15 protein-coding genes are annotated in these 17445 nt (G+C 53.8%); 6 read left to right on the forward strand and 9 right to left on the reverse strand.

Annotation, left to right across the window (positions count from 1 at the left end):
* Window position 1 precedes the first annotated feature (1 nt).
* Entirely contained in the window at window positions 2-1150 is a 1149-nt protein-coding gene (nagA, locus tag ACOTZB_RS07030) for an N-acetylglucosamine-6-phosphate deacetylase (protein WP_421626779.1), read from the reverse strand.
* Window positions 1151-1205: 55 nt separating this feature from the next.
* Window positions 1206-2006, reverse strand: coding sequence for a glucosamine-6-phosphate deaminase (nagB, locus tag ACOTZB_RS07035; protein ID WP_023310765.1), 801 nt, complete (start codon window positions 2004-2006; stop codon window positions 1206-1208).
* A gap of 328 nt (window positions 2007-2334) precedes the next feature.
* On the opposite strand from nagB, the gene nagE reads away from it, so the two are divergent.
* The 4 genes from nagE to chiQ all read left to right on the forward strand — a co-directional run bounded on the left by nagE (window position 2335) and on the right by chiQ (window position 8414).
* Window positions 2335-4356: an N-acetylglucosamine-specific PTS transporter subunit IIBC gene (gene nagE, locus ACOTZB_RS07040; protein WP_421626780.1), complete on the forward strand. Its 2022-nt coding sequence runs from the start codon at window positions 2335-2337 to the stop codon at window positions 4354-4356.
* Window positions 4357-4525: 169 nt separating this feature from the next.
* Window positions 4526-6193, forward strand: coding sequence for a glutamine--tRNA ligase (glnS, locus tag ACOTZB_RS07045; protein WP_421626781.1), 1668 nt, complete (start codon window positions 4526-4528; stop codon window positions 6191-6193).
* Window positions 6194-6639: 446 nt separating this feature from the next.
* Window positions 6640-8037 (forward strand): chitoporin ChiP, encoded by a 1398-nt coding sequence (chiP, locus tag ACOTZB_RS07050; protein WP_047650588.1) that lies wholly within the window; start codon window positions 6640-6642, stop codon window positions 8035-8037.
* A 47-nt stretch (window positions 8038-8084) separates the two neighbouring features.
* Window positions 8085-8414 carry a ChiQ/YbfN family lipoprotein gene (gene chiQ, locus ACOTZB_RS07055; RefSeq protein ID WP_047650672.1) on the forward strand — a complete coding sequence of 110 codons (330 nt, stop codon included), beginning with the start codon at window positions 8085-8087 and terminating at the stop codon, window positions 8412-8414.
* A 94-nt stretch (window positions 8415-8508) separates the two neighbouring features.
* Here the strand turns inward: chiQ and fur are convergent, their stop codons facing one another.
* The 4 genes from fur to ybfF all read right to left on the reverse strand — a co-directional run bounded on the left by fur (window position 8509) and on the right by ybfF (window position 11121).
* On the reverse strand, window positions 8509-8955 hold the full coding sequence (gene fur / locus ACOTZB_RS07060) for a ferric iron uptake transcriptional regulator (protein ID WP_014169146.1): 447 nt from the start codon (window positions 8953-8955) through the stop codon (window positions 8509-8511).
* A gap of 290 nt (window positions 8956-9245) precedes the next feature.
* Window positions 9246-9776 (reverse strand): flavodoxin FldA, encoded by a 531-nt coding sequence (gene fldA, locus ACOTZB_RS07065; protein WP_008501067.1) that lies wholly within the window; start codon window positions 9774-9776, stop codon window positions 9246-9248.
* A 155-nt stretch (window positions 9777-9931) separates the two neighbouring features.
* Window positions 9932-10219 (reverse strand): LexA regulated protein, encoded by a 288-nt coding sequence (gene ybfE, locus ACOTZB_RS07070; RefSeq protein ID WP_023310772.1) that lies wholly within the window; start codon window positions 10217-10219, stop codon window positions 9932-9934.
* A gap of 128 nt (window positions 10220-10347) precedes the next feature.
* Window positions 10348-11121, reverse strand: coding sequence for an esterase (gene ybfF, locus ACOTZB_RS07075; protein ID WP_421626782.1), 774 nt, complete (start codon window positions 11119-11121; stop codon window positions 10348-10350).
* A gap of 183 nt (window positions 11122-11304) precedes the next feature.
* On the opposite strand from ybfF, the gene seqA reads away from it, so the two are divergent.
* Window positions 11305-11853 (forward strand): replication initiation negative regulator SeqA, encoded by a 549-nt coding sequence (gene seqA / locus ACOTZB_RS07080; protein ID WP_008501070.1) that lies wholly within the window; start codon window positions 11305-11307, stop codon window positions 11851-11853.
* A gap of 24 nt (window positions 11854-11877) precedes the next feature.
* Window positions 11878-13518 (forward strand): phosphoglucomutase (alpha-D-glucose-1,6-bisphosphate-dependent), encoded by a 1641-nt coding sequence (pgm, locus tag ACOTZB_RS07085; protein ID WP_045325793.1) that lies wholly within the window; start codon window positions 11878-11880, stop codon window positions 13516-13518.
* Between the two features lie 34 nt (window positions 13519-13552).
* Here the strand turns inward: pgm and potE are convergent, their stop codons facing one another.
* The 3 genes from potE to speFL all read right to left on the reverse strand — a co-directional run bounded on the left by potE (window position 13553) and on the right by speFL (window position 17420).
* Window positions 13553-14866: a putrescine-ornithine antiporter gene (gene potE / locus ACOTZB_RS07090; RefSeq protein WP_014831099.1), complete on the reverse strand. Its 1314-nt coding sequence runs from the start codon at window positions 14864-14866 to the stop codon at window positions 13553-13555.
* Window positions 14863-17061 carry an ornithine decarboxylase SpeF gene (speF, locus tag ACOTZB_RS07095; RefSeq protein ID WP_421626783.1) on the reverse strand — a complete coding sequence of 733 codons (2199 nt, stop codon included), beginning with the start codon at window positions 17059-17061 and terminating at the stop codon, window positions 14863-14865. Before speF ends, potE begins: the two co-directional genes overlap by 4 nt.
* Before the next feature lie 254 nt (window positions 17062-17315).
* On the reverse strand, window positions 17316-17420 hold the full coding sequence (gene speFL, locus ACOTZB_RS07100) for a leader peptide SpeFL (RefSeq protein WP_003858645.1): 105 nt from the start codon (window positions 17418-17420) through the stop codon (window positions 17316-17318).
* Window positions 17421-17445: the final 25 nt, after the last annotated feature.

A 17445-nucleotide genomic window follows, 5' to 3' on the forward strand; every position in this document is an offset into this window, starting at 1 on the left:
CTTACTCAGTGACGACCTCGTTACCATTAACGATGGTCTTAATAATTTTATAATCGTGTGTGAATGCCGTCAGGTTTGCAACCATACCTGGTGCAATTCCGCCGAGCTGTTTATCCACGCCCATTGCGCGAGCCGGATAAAGGGTTGCCATACGCAGGACTTCATCAAGCGCAATCCCGCAATGTTCAACCAAGTTACGCACCCCTTCAATCATGGTTAAAGAGGAACCGCTCAGCGTACCGTTTTCATCCACACACAGTCCATTGCGGTAGTATATTGTTTTATCGGCAAAAATGAACTGCTCAATATTTGCACCTGCCGGTGCGGTGGCATCCGTCACCAGACAAAGCTTGTCACCTTTCAGCCGCTTAGCGTTGCGGATGTTGGTGTAATCGACGTGTAAGCCGTCAGCAATAATGCCGCAGTAGACGTCTGGCTCATCCAGGATGGCCCCGACCAGACCCGGTTCACGGCCTGTGATATAAGGCATGGCGTTGTAAAGGTGCGTTGCGAAGGTAATGCCCGCTCGGAAACCGGCTTTCGCTTCTTTCAGCGTCGCGTTTGAGTGGCCTGCTGAAACGATAATCCCGGCACCAGCCAGTTTGCTGATCACATCCGTACCCGCCATTTCGGGCGCCAGCGTCACTTTGGTAATGACGTCGGCGTTTGCACACAGGTAGTCAACCAGTTCTGCATCCGGTTTACGCACGTAATTCGGGTTATGCGTCCCTTTTTTGACCATATTCAGCCATGGCCCTTCAAGGTGCAGACCCAGCGCCTGGTTAGGGTGTTTGCCCAGGTATTCGCGCATCACGCGGATACCCTGCTTCATGAGGTCATCACTGCTGGTGATGAGCGTTGGCAAATAGCTGGTGCAGCCCGATTTCTCGTTGGCTTTCTGCATGATCTCCAGCGTTTCGACCGTCACCGCATCCGCGGTGTCATTGAATTGCACACCGCCGCAGCCGTTGAGCTGTACGTCGATGAAACCGGGGGAGATTACTGCTCCATTGAGTGAGCGCTGTTCAATCTCCGGCGGCAGTTCTGCCAGCGGGCAAACACGTTCAATCAGGCCATCAGCGATAACAATCGCATGGTCATCCAGAATGTCATGGCCGGTATAAATCCGACCGTGGGTTAAAGCGTACATAACGACCCCCGGTTAAAAAAAGCGGCCGCCTCTTGATGAAGAGGCGGTTATTCAATTACAGACCTTTGATGTTCTCAGCTTCTAACTCGTTGAAGTATTTCAGCGTTTTTACCTTCAGCTCCATCGTGGACGGTTCGTCGCAGACGATGACTGATTTAGGATGCAGCTGCAGGCAGCTGATGGTCCACATATGGTTTACGTTGCCTTCAACGGCAGCCTGGAGCGCTTGCGCTTTCACGCCACCTAGTACCAGAATCATCACTTCTTCGGCATCCAGCAGGGTGCCCACGCCAACGGTCAGGGCGTATTTTGGAACCTGGTTAACATCGCCATCAAAGAAGCGGGAGTTTGCCACGCGCGTGTCATGGGTCAGCGTTTTAATACGGGTGCGGGAAGCCAGAGATGACGCCGGTTCGTTAAACGCGATATGACCATCATTGCCTACACCACCCATGAACAGGTGGATCTTACCGTAAGAACGGATTTTTTCTTCATATTGACGGCATTCTGCGTCAATATCAGGCGCGTTTCCATTCAGCAGGTTAATATTTTCAGATGGAATATCAACGTGATCAAAGAAATTGCGGTGCATAAAGCTATGGTAGCTTTCCGGATGGTCTTTCGGTAAGCCAACGTATTCATCCATATTGAAGGTCACAACATGTTTGAAGCTAACCTGGCCTGCTTTATGCATCTCAACCAGCGCCTTATAGGCGGTCAGCGGCGTGCCGCCTGTCGGAAGTCCAAGAACGAAAGGACGATCGGCGGTCGGTTTAAAGGCGTTAATACGGTTAACGATATGGCGAGCGGCCCATTTACCGACTTGTTCAGCAGTTGCCAGAGGAATCAGTCTCATTGTTCACCTCAAGAGTTAAAGTAGAAGAGTGGGCGGATGGTTATCGGGACCTGATACTTAAGCGTAACCTGGAAACTTTCAGGCCGGATCAATCCGTCTTGATTTTTTGAATGATAAAATAAGTTTTCGCTGTTAGCCAGTATAAGGGAGGGTGAATAACGATATTTGGTGACAAAAATCACAAAAAGTACGCGTTTAATTTGCGATACGAATTAATTTTTCACACACTCACAATGCCAGTGAAGCATCAACTGTATCTATAGTTCGTGACACAATAAAAAACAGAGCTGAGAACATGCCTTAAACGGGGTCTCATAGGGGGAAGAAAGTGAGTATTCTAGGTTATTTACAAAAGGTTGGTCGCGCACTTATGGTGCCGGTCGCCACGCTGCCTGCCGCAGCCATCCTGATGGGTGTCGGCTACTGGATCGACCCCAACGGCTGGGGTAATACCAGCGCGCTGGCGGCGTTCTTTATCAAGTCAGGTTCCGCCATTATTGACAACATGTCCGTGTTGTTCGCGATTGGTGTGGCTTACGGTATGTCTAAAGACAAAGACGGTGCCGCTGCGCTGACCGGTTTTGTCGGTTTCCTCGTGTTAACCACCCTCTGCTCGCCAGCAGCGGTGGCCATGATCCAAAAAATTCCGGCGGACCAGGTTCCGGCGGCATTCGGGAAGATCAGCAACCAGTTTGTCGGTATCCTTGTGGGTATCATCTCCGCCGAACTGTATAACCGCTTCAGCAGCGTAGAGCTGCCAAAAGCGCTCTCCTTCTTTAGCGGTCGCCGCCTGGTCCCTATCCTGACCTCGTTTGTGATGATCGTTGTCGCGTTCATCATGATGTACGTCTGGCCGATGATCTTCGACGGTCTGGTGAACTTCGGTGAGCACATCCAGAAACTGGGCTCCGTCGGTGCGGGCGTGTACGCGTTCTTCAACCGTCTGCTGATCCCGGTCGGTCTGCACCACGCGCTGAACTCCGTATTCTGGTTCGACGTTGCCGGTATTAACGATATCCCTAACTTCCTGGGTGGCGCACAGTCCATCGAAGCAGGTAAAGCGGTTGTCGGTATCACCGGTCGTTACCAGGCGGGCTTCTTCCCGATCATGATGTTTGGTCTGCCGGGTGCTGCGCTGGCTATCTACCACTGCGCACGTCCAGAGAATAAAGCGAAAGTGCTGGGTATCATGATGGCGGGGGCGTTTGCGGCCTTCTTCACCGGTATCACCGAGCCGCTGGAGTTCTCCTTCATGTTCGTGGCGCCGGTTCTGTATGTGATCCACGCCGTGCTGACCGGTATCTCCGTGTTCATCGCTGCCAGCATGCACTGGATTGCCGGTTTCGGCTTCAGCGCCGGTCTGGTGGATATGGTGCTGTCGTCCCGTAACCCGCTGGCGACCCACTGGTGGATGCTGATCCCGCAAGGTCTGGTGTTCTTCGCGATCTACTACGTAGTGTTCCGTTTCACTATCACCAAATTCAACCTGATGACCCCGGGTCGTGAACTGGCCGTGGCCGGTAGCGAAGCGGATGGTCAGGATGTGAACGTGAGCGGTGCTCAGGATCAGGACGTATCAGGTCTGGCGCGTCAGTACATCGCCGCTATCGGCGGTTCTGACAACCTGACCGGTATCGACGCCTGTATCACTCGTCTGCGTCTGAACGTCAAAGACTCTTCCCTGGTGAACGAAGCGCTGGCCAAGCGTCTGGGTGCTTCCGGCGTTATCCGCCTGAACAAAACCAGCGTGCAGATTATCGTCGGCTTCGTGGCAGATAAAATTGCTAACGCCATGAAAACCACTGGTCCGGTAGCCGCAGCAGAAGCTTCTGCCGCACCTGCCGCCGCGCCAGCGGCCGCAAAACCGCAGGCGGTACCGAACGCCAAAACGGTAGCCGCGCTGGTTTCACCGGTAACCGGTGAAGTCGTTGCGATTGAGCAGGTGCCTGACGAAGCCTTCGCCAGCAAAGCGGTTGGTGACGGTGTGGCGGTGAAGCCAACGGACAAAACCGTTGTGTCTCCGGCGGCCGGTACCATCGTGAAAATCTTCAACACCAACCACGCGTTTTGCCTCGAAACCGAAAATGGCGCGGAGATCGTTGTCCATATGGGTATCGATACCGTTGCGCTGAACGGTCAGGGCTTTACTCGCCTGGTGGAAGAGGGCGCTGAAGTGGTGGCCGGGCAGCCGATTCTGGAAATGGATCTGGACTTCCTGAACGCCAACGCGCGCTCCATGATAAGCCCGGTCGTTTGCAGCAACATCGACGACTTCAGTGGCCTGGTCATTCAGGCGAAAGGTCAGGTTGTTGCGGGTCAAACACCGCTGTACGAGATTAAAGGCAAGTAATCGCTCCTGAGTAGAGTCATGCCTTAAGCGGCGGGGGATATCCTCCGCCGCTTTTTTTTGCAGCAAAAGCCCCCATTATTTTCCTCTGAGACGTTTTAAGGGTTGTCACTACGTCCGGCTTATAAGATCATATGCCGTTATACGTTGTTTACGCTTTGAGGAATCCACGATGAGTGAGGCAGAAGCCCGCCCGAGTAACTTTATTCGTCAGATCATCGATGAAGATCTGGCCAGTGGTAAGCACACCACAGTTCATACCCGTTTCCCGCCGGAGCCGAACGGCTACCTGCATATCGGGCATGCGAAGTCCATCTGCCTGAACTTTGGCATTGCGCAAGACTACCAGGGACAGTGCAACCTGCGTTTCGATGACACCAACCCAGTAAAAGAAGACATCGAATACGTTGAGTCCATCAAGAACGACGTGCAATGGCTGGGCTTCAACTGGTCTGGCGATATCTGCTACTCCTCTGACTATTTTGATCAGCTGTACGCCTACGCGGTTGAACTGATCAATAAAGGTCTGGCGTTCGTTGACGAACTGTCTGCTGATGAAATCCGTGAATATCGCGGTACGCTGACCGCGCCGGGCAAAAACAGCCCGTTCCGCGATCGCAGCGTGGAAGAGAACCTGGCGCTGTTTGAAAAAATGCGTGCCGGTGGCTTCGAAGAAGGCAAAGCGTGCCTGCGTGCCAAAATCGACATGGCGTCTCCGTTCATCGTGATGCGCGATCCGGTGCTGTACCGCATTAAGTTTGCGGAACACCACCAGACCGGCAATAAGTGGTGCATCTACCCGATGTACGACTTTACCCACTGCATCAGCGATGCGCTGGAAGGCATTACGCACTCCCTGTGTACGCTGGAGTTCCAGGACAACCGTCGTCTGTACGACTGGGTGCTGGATAACATCACCATTCCTGTGCATCCACGCCAGTACGAGTTCTCTCGTCTGAATCTGGAATATACCGTGATGTCCAAGCGTAAGCTGAACCTGCTGGTGACCGACAAGCACGTTGAAGGCTGGGATGACCCACGTATGCCGACCATCTCCGGTCTGCGCCGCCGTGGTTACACTGCTGCCTCTATTCGTGAGTTCTGCAAACGCATCGGCGTGACCAAGCAGGACAACACCATCGAGATGGCTTCCCTTGAATCCTGCATTCGCGAAGACCTCAATGAAAACGCCCCGCGCGCGATGGCCGTTATCGACCCGGTGAAACTGGTTATCGAAAACTATCCACAGGGTGAAAGCGAGCTGGTCTCCATGCCTAACCATCCGAACAAACCGGAAATGGGTAGCCGTGACGTGCCGTTCAGCGGTGAGATCTGGATTGATCGCGCTGACTTCCGCGAAGAAGCCAACAAGCAGTACAAGCGTCTGGTGCTGGGAAAAGAAGTGCGTCTGCGTAATGCTTACGTCATCAAAGCCGAGCGCGTAGAGAAAGATGCGGAAGGGAATATCACCACCATCTTCTGTTCCTATGACGCTGAAACGCTGAGCAAAGATCCGGCGGATGGCCGCAAGGTGAAAGGCGTTATTCACTGGGTGAGCGCTTCCCACGCGCTGCCGGTAGAAATTCGTCTGTACGATCGTCTGTTCAGCGTGCCTAACCCAGGTGCAGCGGAAGACTTCCTGGCGACCATCAACCCGGAATCTCTGGTGGTCAAGCAGGGTTATGCGGAGCCTTCTCTGAAAGCCGCTGAAGCGGGCAAAGCGTTCCAGTTCGAACGTGAAGGTTACTTCTGCCTGGACAGCCGTTACAGCACGGCGGAAAAACCGGTATTTAACCGTACCGTAGGTCTGCGTGATACCTGGACGAAGATCGGCGAATAATATTGCTGGTCTGGTCAATGAGAGACAAACGCCGCACTATGCGGCGTTTTTTTATTTAGCGATCAGGGTATTAAGGCAGGACCTAAAAAGGCGTCATAAAAATATCAGGTCAATGAGGTGCTACTTATTTTTCAAAAAAAAGTTTGTATCATTGCGGAAATTAAAAAGATTATAAAAAAGGAAAGAATTCTAACGTCTAGCCACTGAAATGCCTGATAATTCCCCGCCATTTCTCGCCTTCTCATAAATGTTACAAAGCGCTACCAATTATGTGCACTTCGTCATAATCCTGAGTTTTGTCCGCTAAAAAGCATTGATAATTCGCGTCGCGAAAAATAACCTAAAGACGGTAGTTAATTCGAGGGTATTTAAAGCTACCCCTGACCATTTGGTCTTTTTTATTTACGCCGCTTCAGGCGTTTTAATTCGTCAAAGAGGAATAATCTATGCGTACGTTCAGTGGCAAACGTAGTGCGCTGGCGCTGGCTATTGCCGGTGTGACAGCAATGTCGGGCCTGGTGATGACACCAGAGGCGAAAGCGGCGGGCTTTATCGACGATTCTACCCTCACGGGCGGTATTTATTACTGGCAGCGTGAACGTGACCGTAAAGACGTCACCGAAGACAAATACAAAACCAACCTTTCTCACTCCACCTGGAACGCCAACCTGGACTTCCAGTCAGGCTATGCTGCGGATATGTTCGGTCTCGATATTGCTGCGTTCACCGCGATTGAAATGGCGGAAAACGGCGACAGCGCCCACCCGAACGAAATTGCCTTCTCCTCCAGCAACAAAGCGTATAAAGAAGACTGGTCCGGGGATAAGAGCGGCATCAGCCTTTACAAAGCCGCTGCAAAATTTAAATACGGTCCGGTTTGGGCGCGCGGTGGCTATATTCAGCCAACTGGCCAGACCCTGTTAGCACCGCACTGGAGTTTTATGCCGGGTACCTATCAGGGTGCGGAAGCCGGGGCGAATTTTGACTACGGTGACGCGGGGGCGTTGAGCTTCTCCTATATGTGGACCAACGAGTACAAAGCGCCGTGGCACATCGAAATGGACAAGTTCTACCAGAACGATAAAAAAACCAAAGTTGATTACCTGCACTCGCTGGGCGCGAAGTACGACTTCAAAAACGATCTGGTGCTGGAAGCGGCATTTGGTCAGGCGCAGGGCTATATCGATCAGTACTTTGCCAAGGCCAGCTATAAATTCGATGTCGCGGGTAGCCCGCTGAGCACCAGCTACCAGTTCTACGGTACGCGCGACAAAGTCAGCAACGGTGGCGTAAACGACATTTATGACGGCACCGCGTGGCTGCAGGCGTTAACCTTCGGCTACAAGGTTGGACAGGTTGATTTGCGTCTGGAAGGCACATGGGTGAAGGCGGAAGGGCAGCAGGGGTATTTCCTGCAGCGTATGACCCCGACCTACGCCTCATCCAACGGTCGTCTTGATATCTGGTGGGATAACCGCTCAGACTTCAACGCCGACGGCGAGAAAGCGGTCTTCTTTGGCGCAATGTACGACCTGAAAAACTGGAACCTGCCTGGCTGGGCGGTGGGCGCGTCTTACGCTTACGCCTGGGACGCAAAACCTGCCGATATGGCCACGCCGGATGCATACTACGATCCCAACTATCGCCTGAAAGAGTCTGCGTACAGCCTCGATGCTATCTATACCCTGCAGGATGGCCGCGCGAAAGGCACAATGTTCAAACTGCACTTCACCCAGTATGACAACCACTCCGATATCCCGAGCTATGCAGGCGGTTATGGCAACATCTTCCAGGATGAACGTGACGTGAAATTCATGGTTATCGCCCCATTCACCATCTTCTGATGAACGCCCCGGCGGGCCGAGTCCCGCCGGTATGGAGACTGCATATGATGAAAAAAATCGTAATCGTCGCGCTGTTGGCATCGGGGCTGGTGGCGTGTGCTCAGAGTGAGGCACCGAAAGAAGATTCCCGGCTGAAGGAGGCCTATAGCGCCTGCATAAATACTGCGGAAGGATCGCCGGAGAAAATTCAAGCCTGTCAGAGCGTGCTGAACGTGCTGAAGAAAGAGAAAGCGCACGAGCAGTTCGCGACGCAGGAGAACGTCCGCGTAATGGATTATCAGGCCTGTATCCAGGCGCGTAAAACCGGTAACGATCAGGAAGTGGCGAAGCGTTGCGACCAGATTTGGAAAGAAATACGAAGCAATAACAGTAACTAATTCGCTGTTATCATGCCCGGTGGCTCTGCGCCACCGGGCTTTTTTCAGGCAAAAAAAAGCCAACCTTGCGGCTGGCTCAGAGTATGAATACTGATTATTTCGCGTCGTGCGCGTGGTCGTCTTCGCGGCAGTCGCCTTCAGCGCAGTGACCGTAAAGGTAAAGGCTGTGGTTCGTCAGGCGGATGCCATGACGCGCCGCGATTTCACGCTGGCGCGCTTCGATGGAATCATCGCTGAATTCAATGACCTTGCCGCAATCGAGGCAGATCAGGTGATCGTGGTGCTGCTGCTGGGTCAGTTCGAAAACAGATTTACCGCCTTCGAAATTATGACGGGTAACAATGCCCGCGTCATCAAACTGGTTCAGCACGCGATAGACGGTAGCCAGCCCGATCTCTTCACCCATGTCGATAAGACGTTTATAGAGGTCTTCCGCACTGACATGGTGATTGTCTGGACCCTGAAGCACTTCAAGGATTTTTAACCGAGGAAGCGTAACTTTCAGGCCAGCCTTCTTTAATGCGGTATTGTTGTCAGTCATGCGGAATCTGTCCTGTTGCTAAACGATTCACTTCTGTAGGAAGTGACAGAAAATGCACCCGGGATAATGCGTCTCATTATAGAACTGCCATGGCTAAATGAAAACTGCAAGTCTCAGGCAAAATATGCTTATAAAAACGTGGTATCACCAACAAACTTGCTGAATGGAAAACCACGTTTTATCAGGGAGACATTGTACAGGTCTGGGCGAAAAAGTTAAAAGATTGTAGCGATTAATTTAATCGGTTTGACCTGGAGCACGGGCGCAGCCGCCGCTGCGCCGCGATAAAATCAGGCGTTCAGAATATCGTCCAGGTGCAATTCCTCACGGATCTGCTTAACCCACTTCTCAACACGCTCTGCGGTCAGCTCTGGCTGACGGTCTTCGTCGATGGCCAGACCCACGAAATGATCGTCATCGGCCAGGCCTTTAGACGCTTCGAAGTGGTAACCGGCGGTCGGCCAGTGACCTACGATAACCGCGCCGTTCGGCTCAATGATATCGCGGATGGTACCCAGCGCGTCACAGAAGTATTCGGCGTAGTCTTCCTGATCGCCACAGCCAAACAGGGCGACCAGCTTACCGTTGAAGTCCACTTCTTCCAGCGTCGGGAAGAAATCATCCCAGTCGCACTGGGCTTCACCGTAGTACCAGGTTGGAATGCCAAGCAGCAGAATGTCATAGCCTTCGAGATCTTCTTTGCTGCTCTTGGCGATGTCATGCACATCAGCAACGTCTTTACCGAGCTGTTTTTGAATGTTTTTCGCGATATTTTCGGTATTGCCGGTATCACTGCCAAAGAAAATGCCGATGATTGCCATGAGTAAAATAACCTCTTGAAACTTAATAGTATGGTGGCGCAATTCGGCCACGGATAAGGGCAATAATAGCAGAACTGGCAACCCTGCGGAAACAGCTATCGCGCAGGACTGCACTCTGTGCTACATGAAAAGGGTAATTAAGGGAATTTTCAGACTTATGCCTGGCCGCGCAACGTCTCAAGCTGGGCGATCAGCATCTCTTCAATGAGCTCGCTACGGCTGATATTTCGGGCCTCGGCCAGCTCATTAAGTGCATCGACCGCGTCGGCGTTGAGCTTCAGTTCGACACGCTTAAGCCCACGATTTTTATCGCGTTTAAGCTGGTTGCGTTTATTGATACGCAGCTGTTCATCGCGCGAAAGCGGATTCGTCTTGGGTCGTCCCGGGCGACGCTCATTCGCGAACAGATCTAGTGTCGTACGGTCCGTTTGTTCTTTGGCCATGATTCTGAGACTTCGGGGGAAACACGCCGCCCTGCTAATGCCCGGGCGATAAGCGCGCCATCATACATCACCAAAAACGGCACGCCAACGACTGGACGCCTGCAGCCTTCCAGTCGCTTTCTTTTTAATCAATTTGCAGTATCAGCAAGATAGCGGCGAATGGCGCGCAGCACAGCATCCGGTTTTTCCGCATGCACCCAGTGCCCTGCACCGGCAATCACGTGGGCGCGAGCCTGCGGGAATTGGGCCAGCAGCGTGTCGCGGTACGCGTCGGTAACGTAAGGCGAGTTGCCGCCGCGAATAAAGAGAGTGGGGTATGGCCAGGCGGGGACGGTTTCCCAGCCGACGATGTTATTGTACTGGTCCCAGAGCACCGGCACGTTAAAACGCCATTGCCCGTCAACAAACGACTTCAGCAGAAACTGAACGACGCCTTCTTCATTAAGATGCTCACGCATGACGGCAGCCGCCTGTTGGCGCGTCGCGACACCCGCTTCTGTGACCGCATTAATAGCGGCAAAAATCTCGTCGTGACGGCGAACGTCATAATCCACGGGCGCGACGTCAATCACCACCAGACCGTCAATACGCTCCGGGGCCAGTGCCGTCAGGGCCATCACCGCTTTGCCACCCATTGAATGCCCGATGAGGGTCACCTTTTGCAGGTCGTGGGCATCCAGCGTATCCAGCAGATCCTGCGCCATCGCCGTGTAGGTCATCTCGTCGGAACGCCCGGAAAGACCATGATTGCGCATATCGACCTGTAAAATATCGTGGTCGGTAACCAGATCGCGCGCCAGCACGCCCAGGTTATCCAGACTACCAAAAAGCCCGTGAACCAGTACGATGGGAGAATTATTGTTCGGCGATTGTGCAGTTTGCGCTCGGGTATTCAATTTCATGGCAAAGTTCTTTTTTTACGTATGTCAGGTTAGGGTATCATGTTGACCATTCTGCCGCCCGGCTGCAAGGTTCCAGTTTAATCTGACTTTTGCTGCCAACCTGGTTTGACGCTATCCGCTGTTGGGATTTGACCTTATAATCCCAATGACTTGTATTCAGATAAGATATCGCACTGGATTAAGATGAAAACAATCGAAGTTGATGACGAACTCTATCAGTATATTGCCAGCCAGACGCGGCATATCGGGGAGAGCGCGTCCGACATTTTACGGCGCATGCTTAAAATTTCCGCCGCTTCACAGCCTGCTACCCCAGTCACCAAAGATGTCGTGTCTCAGCCGAGCGTAGTTGCGCAAGCAAAACCTGCCGTGACGCCGGCAAAAGATAAAGTGCGCGCGATGCGCGAGCTGCTGCTCTCCGATGAATACGCGGAGCAGAAAAAGGCGGTTAACCGCTTTATGCTGGTGCTATCTACACTTTACTCACTGGATAACAAAGCGTTTGCTGAAGCGACCGAGTCGCTGCACGGTCGTACTCGCGTCTATTTCGCGGGCGACGAACAGACGCTGCTGCAAAATGGCAACCAAACCAAACCTAAACATGTCCCTGGCACCCCGTACTGGGTGATCACCAATACCAATACGGGCCGCAAGTGCAGCATGATTGAACACATCATGCAGTCCATGCAGTTCCCAGCGGAATTGATTGAAAAGGTTTGCGGTACAATTTAACCCTTGCATCAGAAGGACCCGGTAATGGCAAATCACAGCCGTGCAGGCCAACCTGCACAACAAAGCGATTTGATTAACGTCGCTCAGCTGACCGCGCAGTATTATGTGCTGAAACCGGTCGTGGGCAACGCAGAACACGCAGTGAAGTTTGGTACATCTGGTCACCGCGGCAGCGCGGCGCGCCACAGCTTTAACGAACCGCACATTCTGGCCATTGCTCAGGCCATTGCGGAAGAGCGCGCTAAAAACGGCGTTACCGGTCCGTGCTACGTGGGGAAAGATACCCATGCCCTGTCTGAACCGGCGTTCATCTCTGTTTTGGAAGTGCTGGCGGCAAACGGCGTCGATGTGATTGTTCAGGAGAACAACGGCTTCACCCCAACGCCTGCGGTCTCTAACGCCATCCTGGTGCACAACAAAAAAGGTGGTGCGCTGGCTGACGGTATCGTTATCACGCCATCCCACAACCCGCCGGAAGACGGCGGTATCAAATACAACCCGCCTAACGGTGGCCCGGCTGACACCAACGTCACCAAAGTGGTGGAAGATCGTGCGAACGCCTTGCTGGCGGATGGTCTGAAAGGCGTGAAGCGCATTTCTCTGGATGCTGCCATGGCGTCCGGTCACGTGAAAGAGCAGGATCTGGTTCAGCCGTTCGTGGAAGGGCTGGCGGATATCGTCGATATGGCGGCCATCCAGAAAGCCGGCCTGAAGCTGGGCGTGGATCCGCTGGGCGGCTCCGGTATCGAATACTGGAAACGTATCGCCGAGCATTACAAGCTGGATCTGACCATCGTGAACGATCACGTCGATCAGACCTTCCGCTTTATGCACCTGGACAAAGACGGCGCGATCCGTATGGACTGCTCCTCCGAGTGCGCGATGGCGGGCCTGCTGGCGCTGCGTGATAAATTCGATCTGGCGTTTGCTAACGACCCGGATTATGACCGTCACGGTATCGTCACCCCTGCCGGGCTAATGAACCCGAACCACTATCTGGCTGTTGCAATTAACTATCTGTTCCAGCACCGCCCGCAGTGGGGCAAAGAGGTGGCCGTCGGTAAAACGCTGGTTTCCTCCGCGATGATCGACCGCGTGGTCGAGGCTTTGGGCCGCAAGCTGGTGGAAGTGCCGGTGGGCTTCAAATGGTTCGTTGACGGTCTGCACGACGGCAGCTTCGGCTTCGGCGGTGAAGAGAGCGCGGGCGCATCTTTCCTGCGCTTCGACGGTACGCCATGGTCAACCGATAAAGACGGCATCATCATGTGCCTGCTGGCAGCGGAGATCACCGCGGTCACCGGTAAGAACCCGCAGGAACATTACAACGACCTGGCGGCACGCTTTGGTGCACCAAGCTATAACCGTATTCAGGCTAGCGCGACGTCAGCCCAGAAAGCGGCCCTGTCCAAACTCTCTCCGGAGATGGTTAGCGCAAGCACCCTGGCGGGCGATCCGATCACCGCGCGTCTGACGGCGGCACCGGGCAACGGCGCATCCATTGGTGGTCTGAAAGTGATGACCGACAATGGCTGGTTCGCCGCGCGTCCGTCCGGTACGGAAGATGCGTATAAAATCTATTGCGAAAGCTTCCTCGGCGCTGAGCACCGTCAGCAGATTGAGAAAGAAGCGGTAGAGATTGTCAGCGAAGTGCTGAAAAACGCGTAAGAATGAAAAAAGGGAGCCGAATGGCTCCCTTTTTTTAACTATGCTTATTCTTCAATTCAAATCTCGGCGATACCAGACCGTACAGCGTCCAGCCCATAAAGGTCACCATCGCGCCATACAGCATCGCTTCCTGGCCGGATGAGTAGAGCGCGTAGAAGCTGTAGATTGCCCCAATCAGCGCCACGATATTGGCCGCACGCGCTTTGCGTGGATCCACCTTCGCCACCTTCTGAATGATCACCAGCGCTGCCATTGACAGGATATACGGAATGATGTTCGTCACCACCGCCAGGTTGACCAGCACGTTGAACTGGCTGTTCAGCGACGGGCTAATGGTCATCAGCGACAATCCGCTCTGGAAGATAACAATCGCCAGCATGCCCTGCACCGGCGCATCCGCTTTGGTCACGCGGGAGAAGATTTTTGGGAAGTAACCTTCATCAGCCGAGGATTTAAACACCTGGGCGATGGTGAACTGCCAGCCGAGGAGTGAACCGCAGCAGGACATGACCATCAGACCCATGATCACTTTTCCGACTTCCGGAGTGAACATCTGCGCGAAGGCCAGCCCAAACGGCGCCGTAGAGTTTGCCAGATCCATGTTTGGCACAATCCCGGCAATCACGTTAGTCGAGACGATATAGATCACCGCCGCGCCCAGCGTGCCGCCGAGGACCGCAATCGGCACGTTCTTTTCTGGGTTCTCTACCACTTCCGCGTTCGCGCAGGCGGATTCCAGACCCAGGAAGGCCCAGAGCGTCATGGCGATAGAAGAGCCTACTGCGGTAAAGAACGGCACGTGGTGCGGGTTCCAGGAATTGGCGTAGAGGGTCGGGCTAAACCAGAACCAGCCGATGATACACAGGCCGACAACCGGGATAATCACGCCCCAGACGGTGATGCTGGAGAGCTGTCCGGTGATACGCGCGCCGCCAAAGTTAGCTACGGTACAGATCCACAGCACCCCGATGGTCGCCAGTCCAATTTGCACCGGGCTGAGCGTCGCGCCAAACAGCTCCGTACCGTAACCCACGGCGGAGATGGCAATCGCCACGTTGGCGATCAGCAGCGAAACGCCGTAGGTATAGTTGGCCATAAAGTTGCCCGACTTGCCAAAGGCGTATTCGGCATAGCCGCCCATGCCGCCTGACTTACGGCTGAACATTCCGCACTTGGCAAACGCCCACGCCAGTGCCATTGAACCGACTGCTGTCACCAGCCAGGAGATGATAGAGATGGTGCCCACCTCTGCCAGTTTGGTTGGCAGCATGATAATCCCGGAGCCCATCATGTTCACCATGGTGAGGATGGTCAGCTGCACCACGCCCATCTTATTGGACTTACTCATAATTTCTCTCCTTTCAGCAGCGCGGGCTGAGCGGCGGGTTGTTTGATGACGTTACAGCGAACCTGTTTGCGACCCTCGCACTCCTCGACGTACACACCCTGCAGCTCCGGCGCGAAGCCCGGCAGAAGGTTGATGCCTTCTTCCAGCGCGGCAAAGTAGCGCAGCACGGAACCGCCCCAGACTTCCCCTGGAACCACGCACAATACCCCCGGTGGATAAGGAAGGGCGCCTTCGGCGGCGATGCGGCCTTCCGCGTCGCGCAGGGAGACCAGTTCAACCTCACCGCGCAGATAGGCGTAGTTCGCGTCCTGCGGGTTCATCATCACGCGTGGGAAGTGAGACTTGCGGAACATCTCTTTCTGCAGCTGTTTCACGTTGTGGCGGGCGTACAGGTCATGCATTTCCTGGCAGATCTGGCGCAGGGTGTAATCCGCGTAACGTTCCTGATGTTGTTTATAGAGGGAAGGCAGGACGTCTTTCAGCGGAACATCGCTCTCGAGCAGTTTTTCGAAGCGCACCAGCTGCGCCACCAGCTGCTGCAGTTTTCCCATATCTTCCGCAGGCGTGAGCAGGAACAGGATCGAGTTGAGATCGCATTTTTCCGGCACGATGCCGTTTTCACGCAGGAAGTTGGCGAGGATAGTGGCGGGCACGCCGAAGTCGTCATACTCCCCGGTGCGGGCGTTAATACCCGGCGTGGTCAGCAGGAGCTTGCACGGGTCGATAAAGTACTGATGCTCAGCGTAGCCTTCAAAAGCGTGCCAGTTTTCAGCCGGTACGAAGTGGAAGAAGCGCAGATCGGTCGCAATGTCCGCCGTGTCCCAGCTTTCCCACGGACGGCCATCCACCGTCTCCGGCACGAAGGGGCGCAGATACCGGCAGTTCTCCAGAATCAGCTTGCGCGCTTCGATACCGTTCACCACGCAGTCCATCCACATGTTGCGGCCGCTCTGGCCTTCATGCATGCGGGCGTTAATGTCCAGCGCAGCGAACAGCGGATAAAACGGGCTGGTGGAGGCGTGCATCATAAAGGCATTGTTCAGCCGCTTATGCGGGACATAGCGCTGTTGCCCTTTGATGTGGCTGTCTTTCTTATGGATTTGCGAGGTCTGCGAGAAGCCGGCCTGCTGTTTATGCACGGACTGGGTGACCAGGATCCCCGGATCGTTTTCGTTCAGCTCCAGCAGCAGCGGAGAGCAGTCGGCCATCATCGGAATAAACTGCTCGTAACCCACCCAGGCGGAGTCAAACAGGATGTAATCACAGAGGTGCCCAATCTTATCCACCACCTGACGGGCGTTATAGATGGTGCCATCGTAGGTGCCCAGCTGGATCACCGCCAGACGGAACGGACGCGCATCGCGTGCACGGCCCGGCGCCACCTCTGCCACCAGCTCGCGCAGATAACTTTCTTCAAAACAGTGGGCGTCAATGCCGCCAATAAAGCCGTACGGGTTACGCGCGGTTTCCAGATAGACCGGCGTTGCGCCAGCCTGGAGGAGGGCACCGTGATGGTTAGATTTGTGGTTGTTACGGTCAAACAGCACCAGGTCACCCGGGGTGAGCAGGGCGTTAAGCACCACTTTGTTGGATGACGAGGTGCCATTCAGCACGAAGTAGGTCTTATCGGCATTAAAGACCTTTGCCGCATGCTGCTGGGCGATGCACGGCGCGCCTTCGTGGATCAGCAGATCGCCCATCGCCACGTCGGCGTTACACAGGTCGGAGCGGAAAAGCGTCTCACCAAAGAAATCGACAAACTGATTACCGGCAGGATGACGGCGGAAGAACTGGCCACCCTGATGCCCCGGGCAGTCAAACGCGCTGTTGCCCTGCTTCACATAGTCGACAAGCGCGCGGAAAAACGGCGGACGCAGCTGGGTTTCATACTTCTGGGCTGCCGCTTCCAGCTGGCGTCCATAAAAGTCGTTGCTGGTGTCTGAATACTCAAATACGCCGTGAATGCGCGATAAATAGTCTGCCGGAATGAATTCCTCTTTGTGCGTCGCGACAAAAACAGGAATGCCAAAACCGGTGGCTTCTATTTCGTCCAGGATACCGCTGGCAATATCCGTGACCGCCAGAACAATGGCGGCAACATCAATATAATCAGAGGCACGGACATCTACCAGTTCACGCTGGGTAGTAAAGCAATCCGGACATGCACGACTGGCTGCGATTTTTAAACTTTTCATCTTTCTCTCTTTATTTTAGGTAATAAGCGTCCCTCGATTTCCTGCAAGAAAGAAATCGATAATTTACCGGAAAAAAAGCAAAGGGTGGCCGCTGATTAAAATCAGTGAATTGCTTTTTTGATGATTGAAATTCAGTCCGCCCGGTGCGGATGAGTCTGAATTAAAATGAATGAGCGCACGAGTTCACAGGCAATAGCCTGTAAAATAAGGTTTTTCAGGATAACCTGTAAGCGAGTGCGCCAGAAGTCGAAGGACTACCGGGCATTAAAGAGATGAAAGTCAAAGCAGTTTCGGTGGGCAAACATCATGATATGTGTTGTCCGCCTTATATGGGGCATTAAGCGATTGTTGTTTTCCATGTTTCATTTTCCTTTCAGTAATTGA

The organism is Enterobacter cloacae complex sp. SHL020 (genome assembly GCF_049236945.1).
In the GTDB taxonomy this organism is placed as follows: Bacteria; Pseudomonadota; Gammaproteobacteria; order Enterobacterales; family Enterobacteriaceae; genus Enterobacter; species Enterobacter dykesii.

Excerpts from the sequence above, each read along its gene's own strand:
- nagA (WP_421626779.1), bottom strand. The coding sequence starts at position 1,150 with ATGTACGCTTTAACCCACGGTCGGATTTATACCGGCCATGACATTCTG.
- nagB (WP_023310765.1), bottom strand. The coding sequence starts at position 2,006 with ATGAGACTGATTCCTCTGGCAACTGCTGAACAAGTCGGTAAATGGGCC.
- glnS (WP_421626781.1), top strand. The coding sequence starts at position 4,526 with ATGAGTGAGGCAGAAGCCCGCCCGAGTAACTTTATTCGTCAGATCATC.
- chiP (WP_047650588.1), top strand. The coding sequence starts at position 6,640 with ATGCGTACGTTCAGTGGCAAACGTAGTGCGCTGGCGCTGGCTATTGCC.
- chiQ (WP_047650672.1), top strand. The coding sequence starts at position 8,085 with ATGAAAAAAATCGTAATCGTCGCGCTGTTGGCATCGGGGCTGGTGGCG.
- fur (WP_014169146.1), bottom strand. The coding sequence starts at position 8,955 with ATGACTGACAACAATACCGCATTAAAGAAGGCTGGCCTGAAAGTTACG.
- fldA (WP_008501067.1), bottom strand. The coding sequence starts at position 9,776 with ATGGCAATCATCGGCATTTTCTTTGGCAGTGATACCGGCAATACCGAA.
- ybfE (WP_023310772.1), bottom strand. The coding sequence starts at position 10,219 with ATGGCCAAAGAACAAACGGACCGTACGACACTAGATCTGTTCGCGAAT.
- ybfF (WP_421626782.1), bottom strand. The coding sequence starts at position 11,121 with ATGAAATTGAATACCCGAGCGCAAACTGCACAATCGCCGAACAATAAT.
- seqA (WP_008501070.1), top strand. The coding sequence starts at position 11,305 with ATGAAAACAATCGAAGTTGATGACGAACTCTATCAGTATATTGCCAGC.
- pgm (WP_045325793.1), top strand. The coding sequence starts at position 11,878 with ATGGCAAATCACAGCCGTGCAGGCCAACCTGCACAACAAAGCGATTTG.
- potE (WP_014831099.1), bottom strand. The coding sequence starts at position 14,866 with ATGAGTAAGTCCAATAAGATGGGCGTGGTGCAGCTGACCATCCTCACC.
- speF (WP_421626783.1), bottom strand. The coding sequence starts at position 17,061 with ATGAAAAGTTTAAAAATCGCAGCCAGTCGTGCATGTCCGGATTGCTTT.
- speFL (WP_003858645.1), bottom strand. The coding sequence starts at position 17,420 with ATGGAAAACAACAATCGCTTAATGCCCCATATAAGGCGGACAACACAT.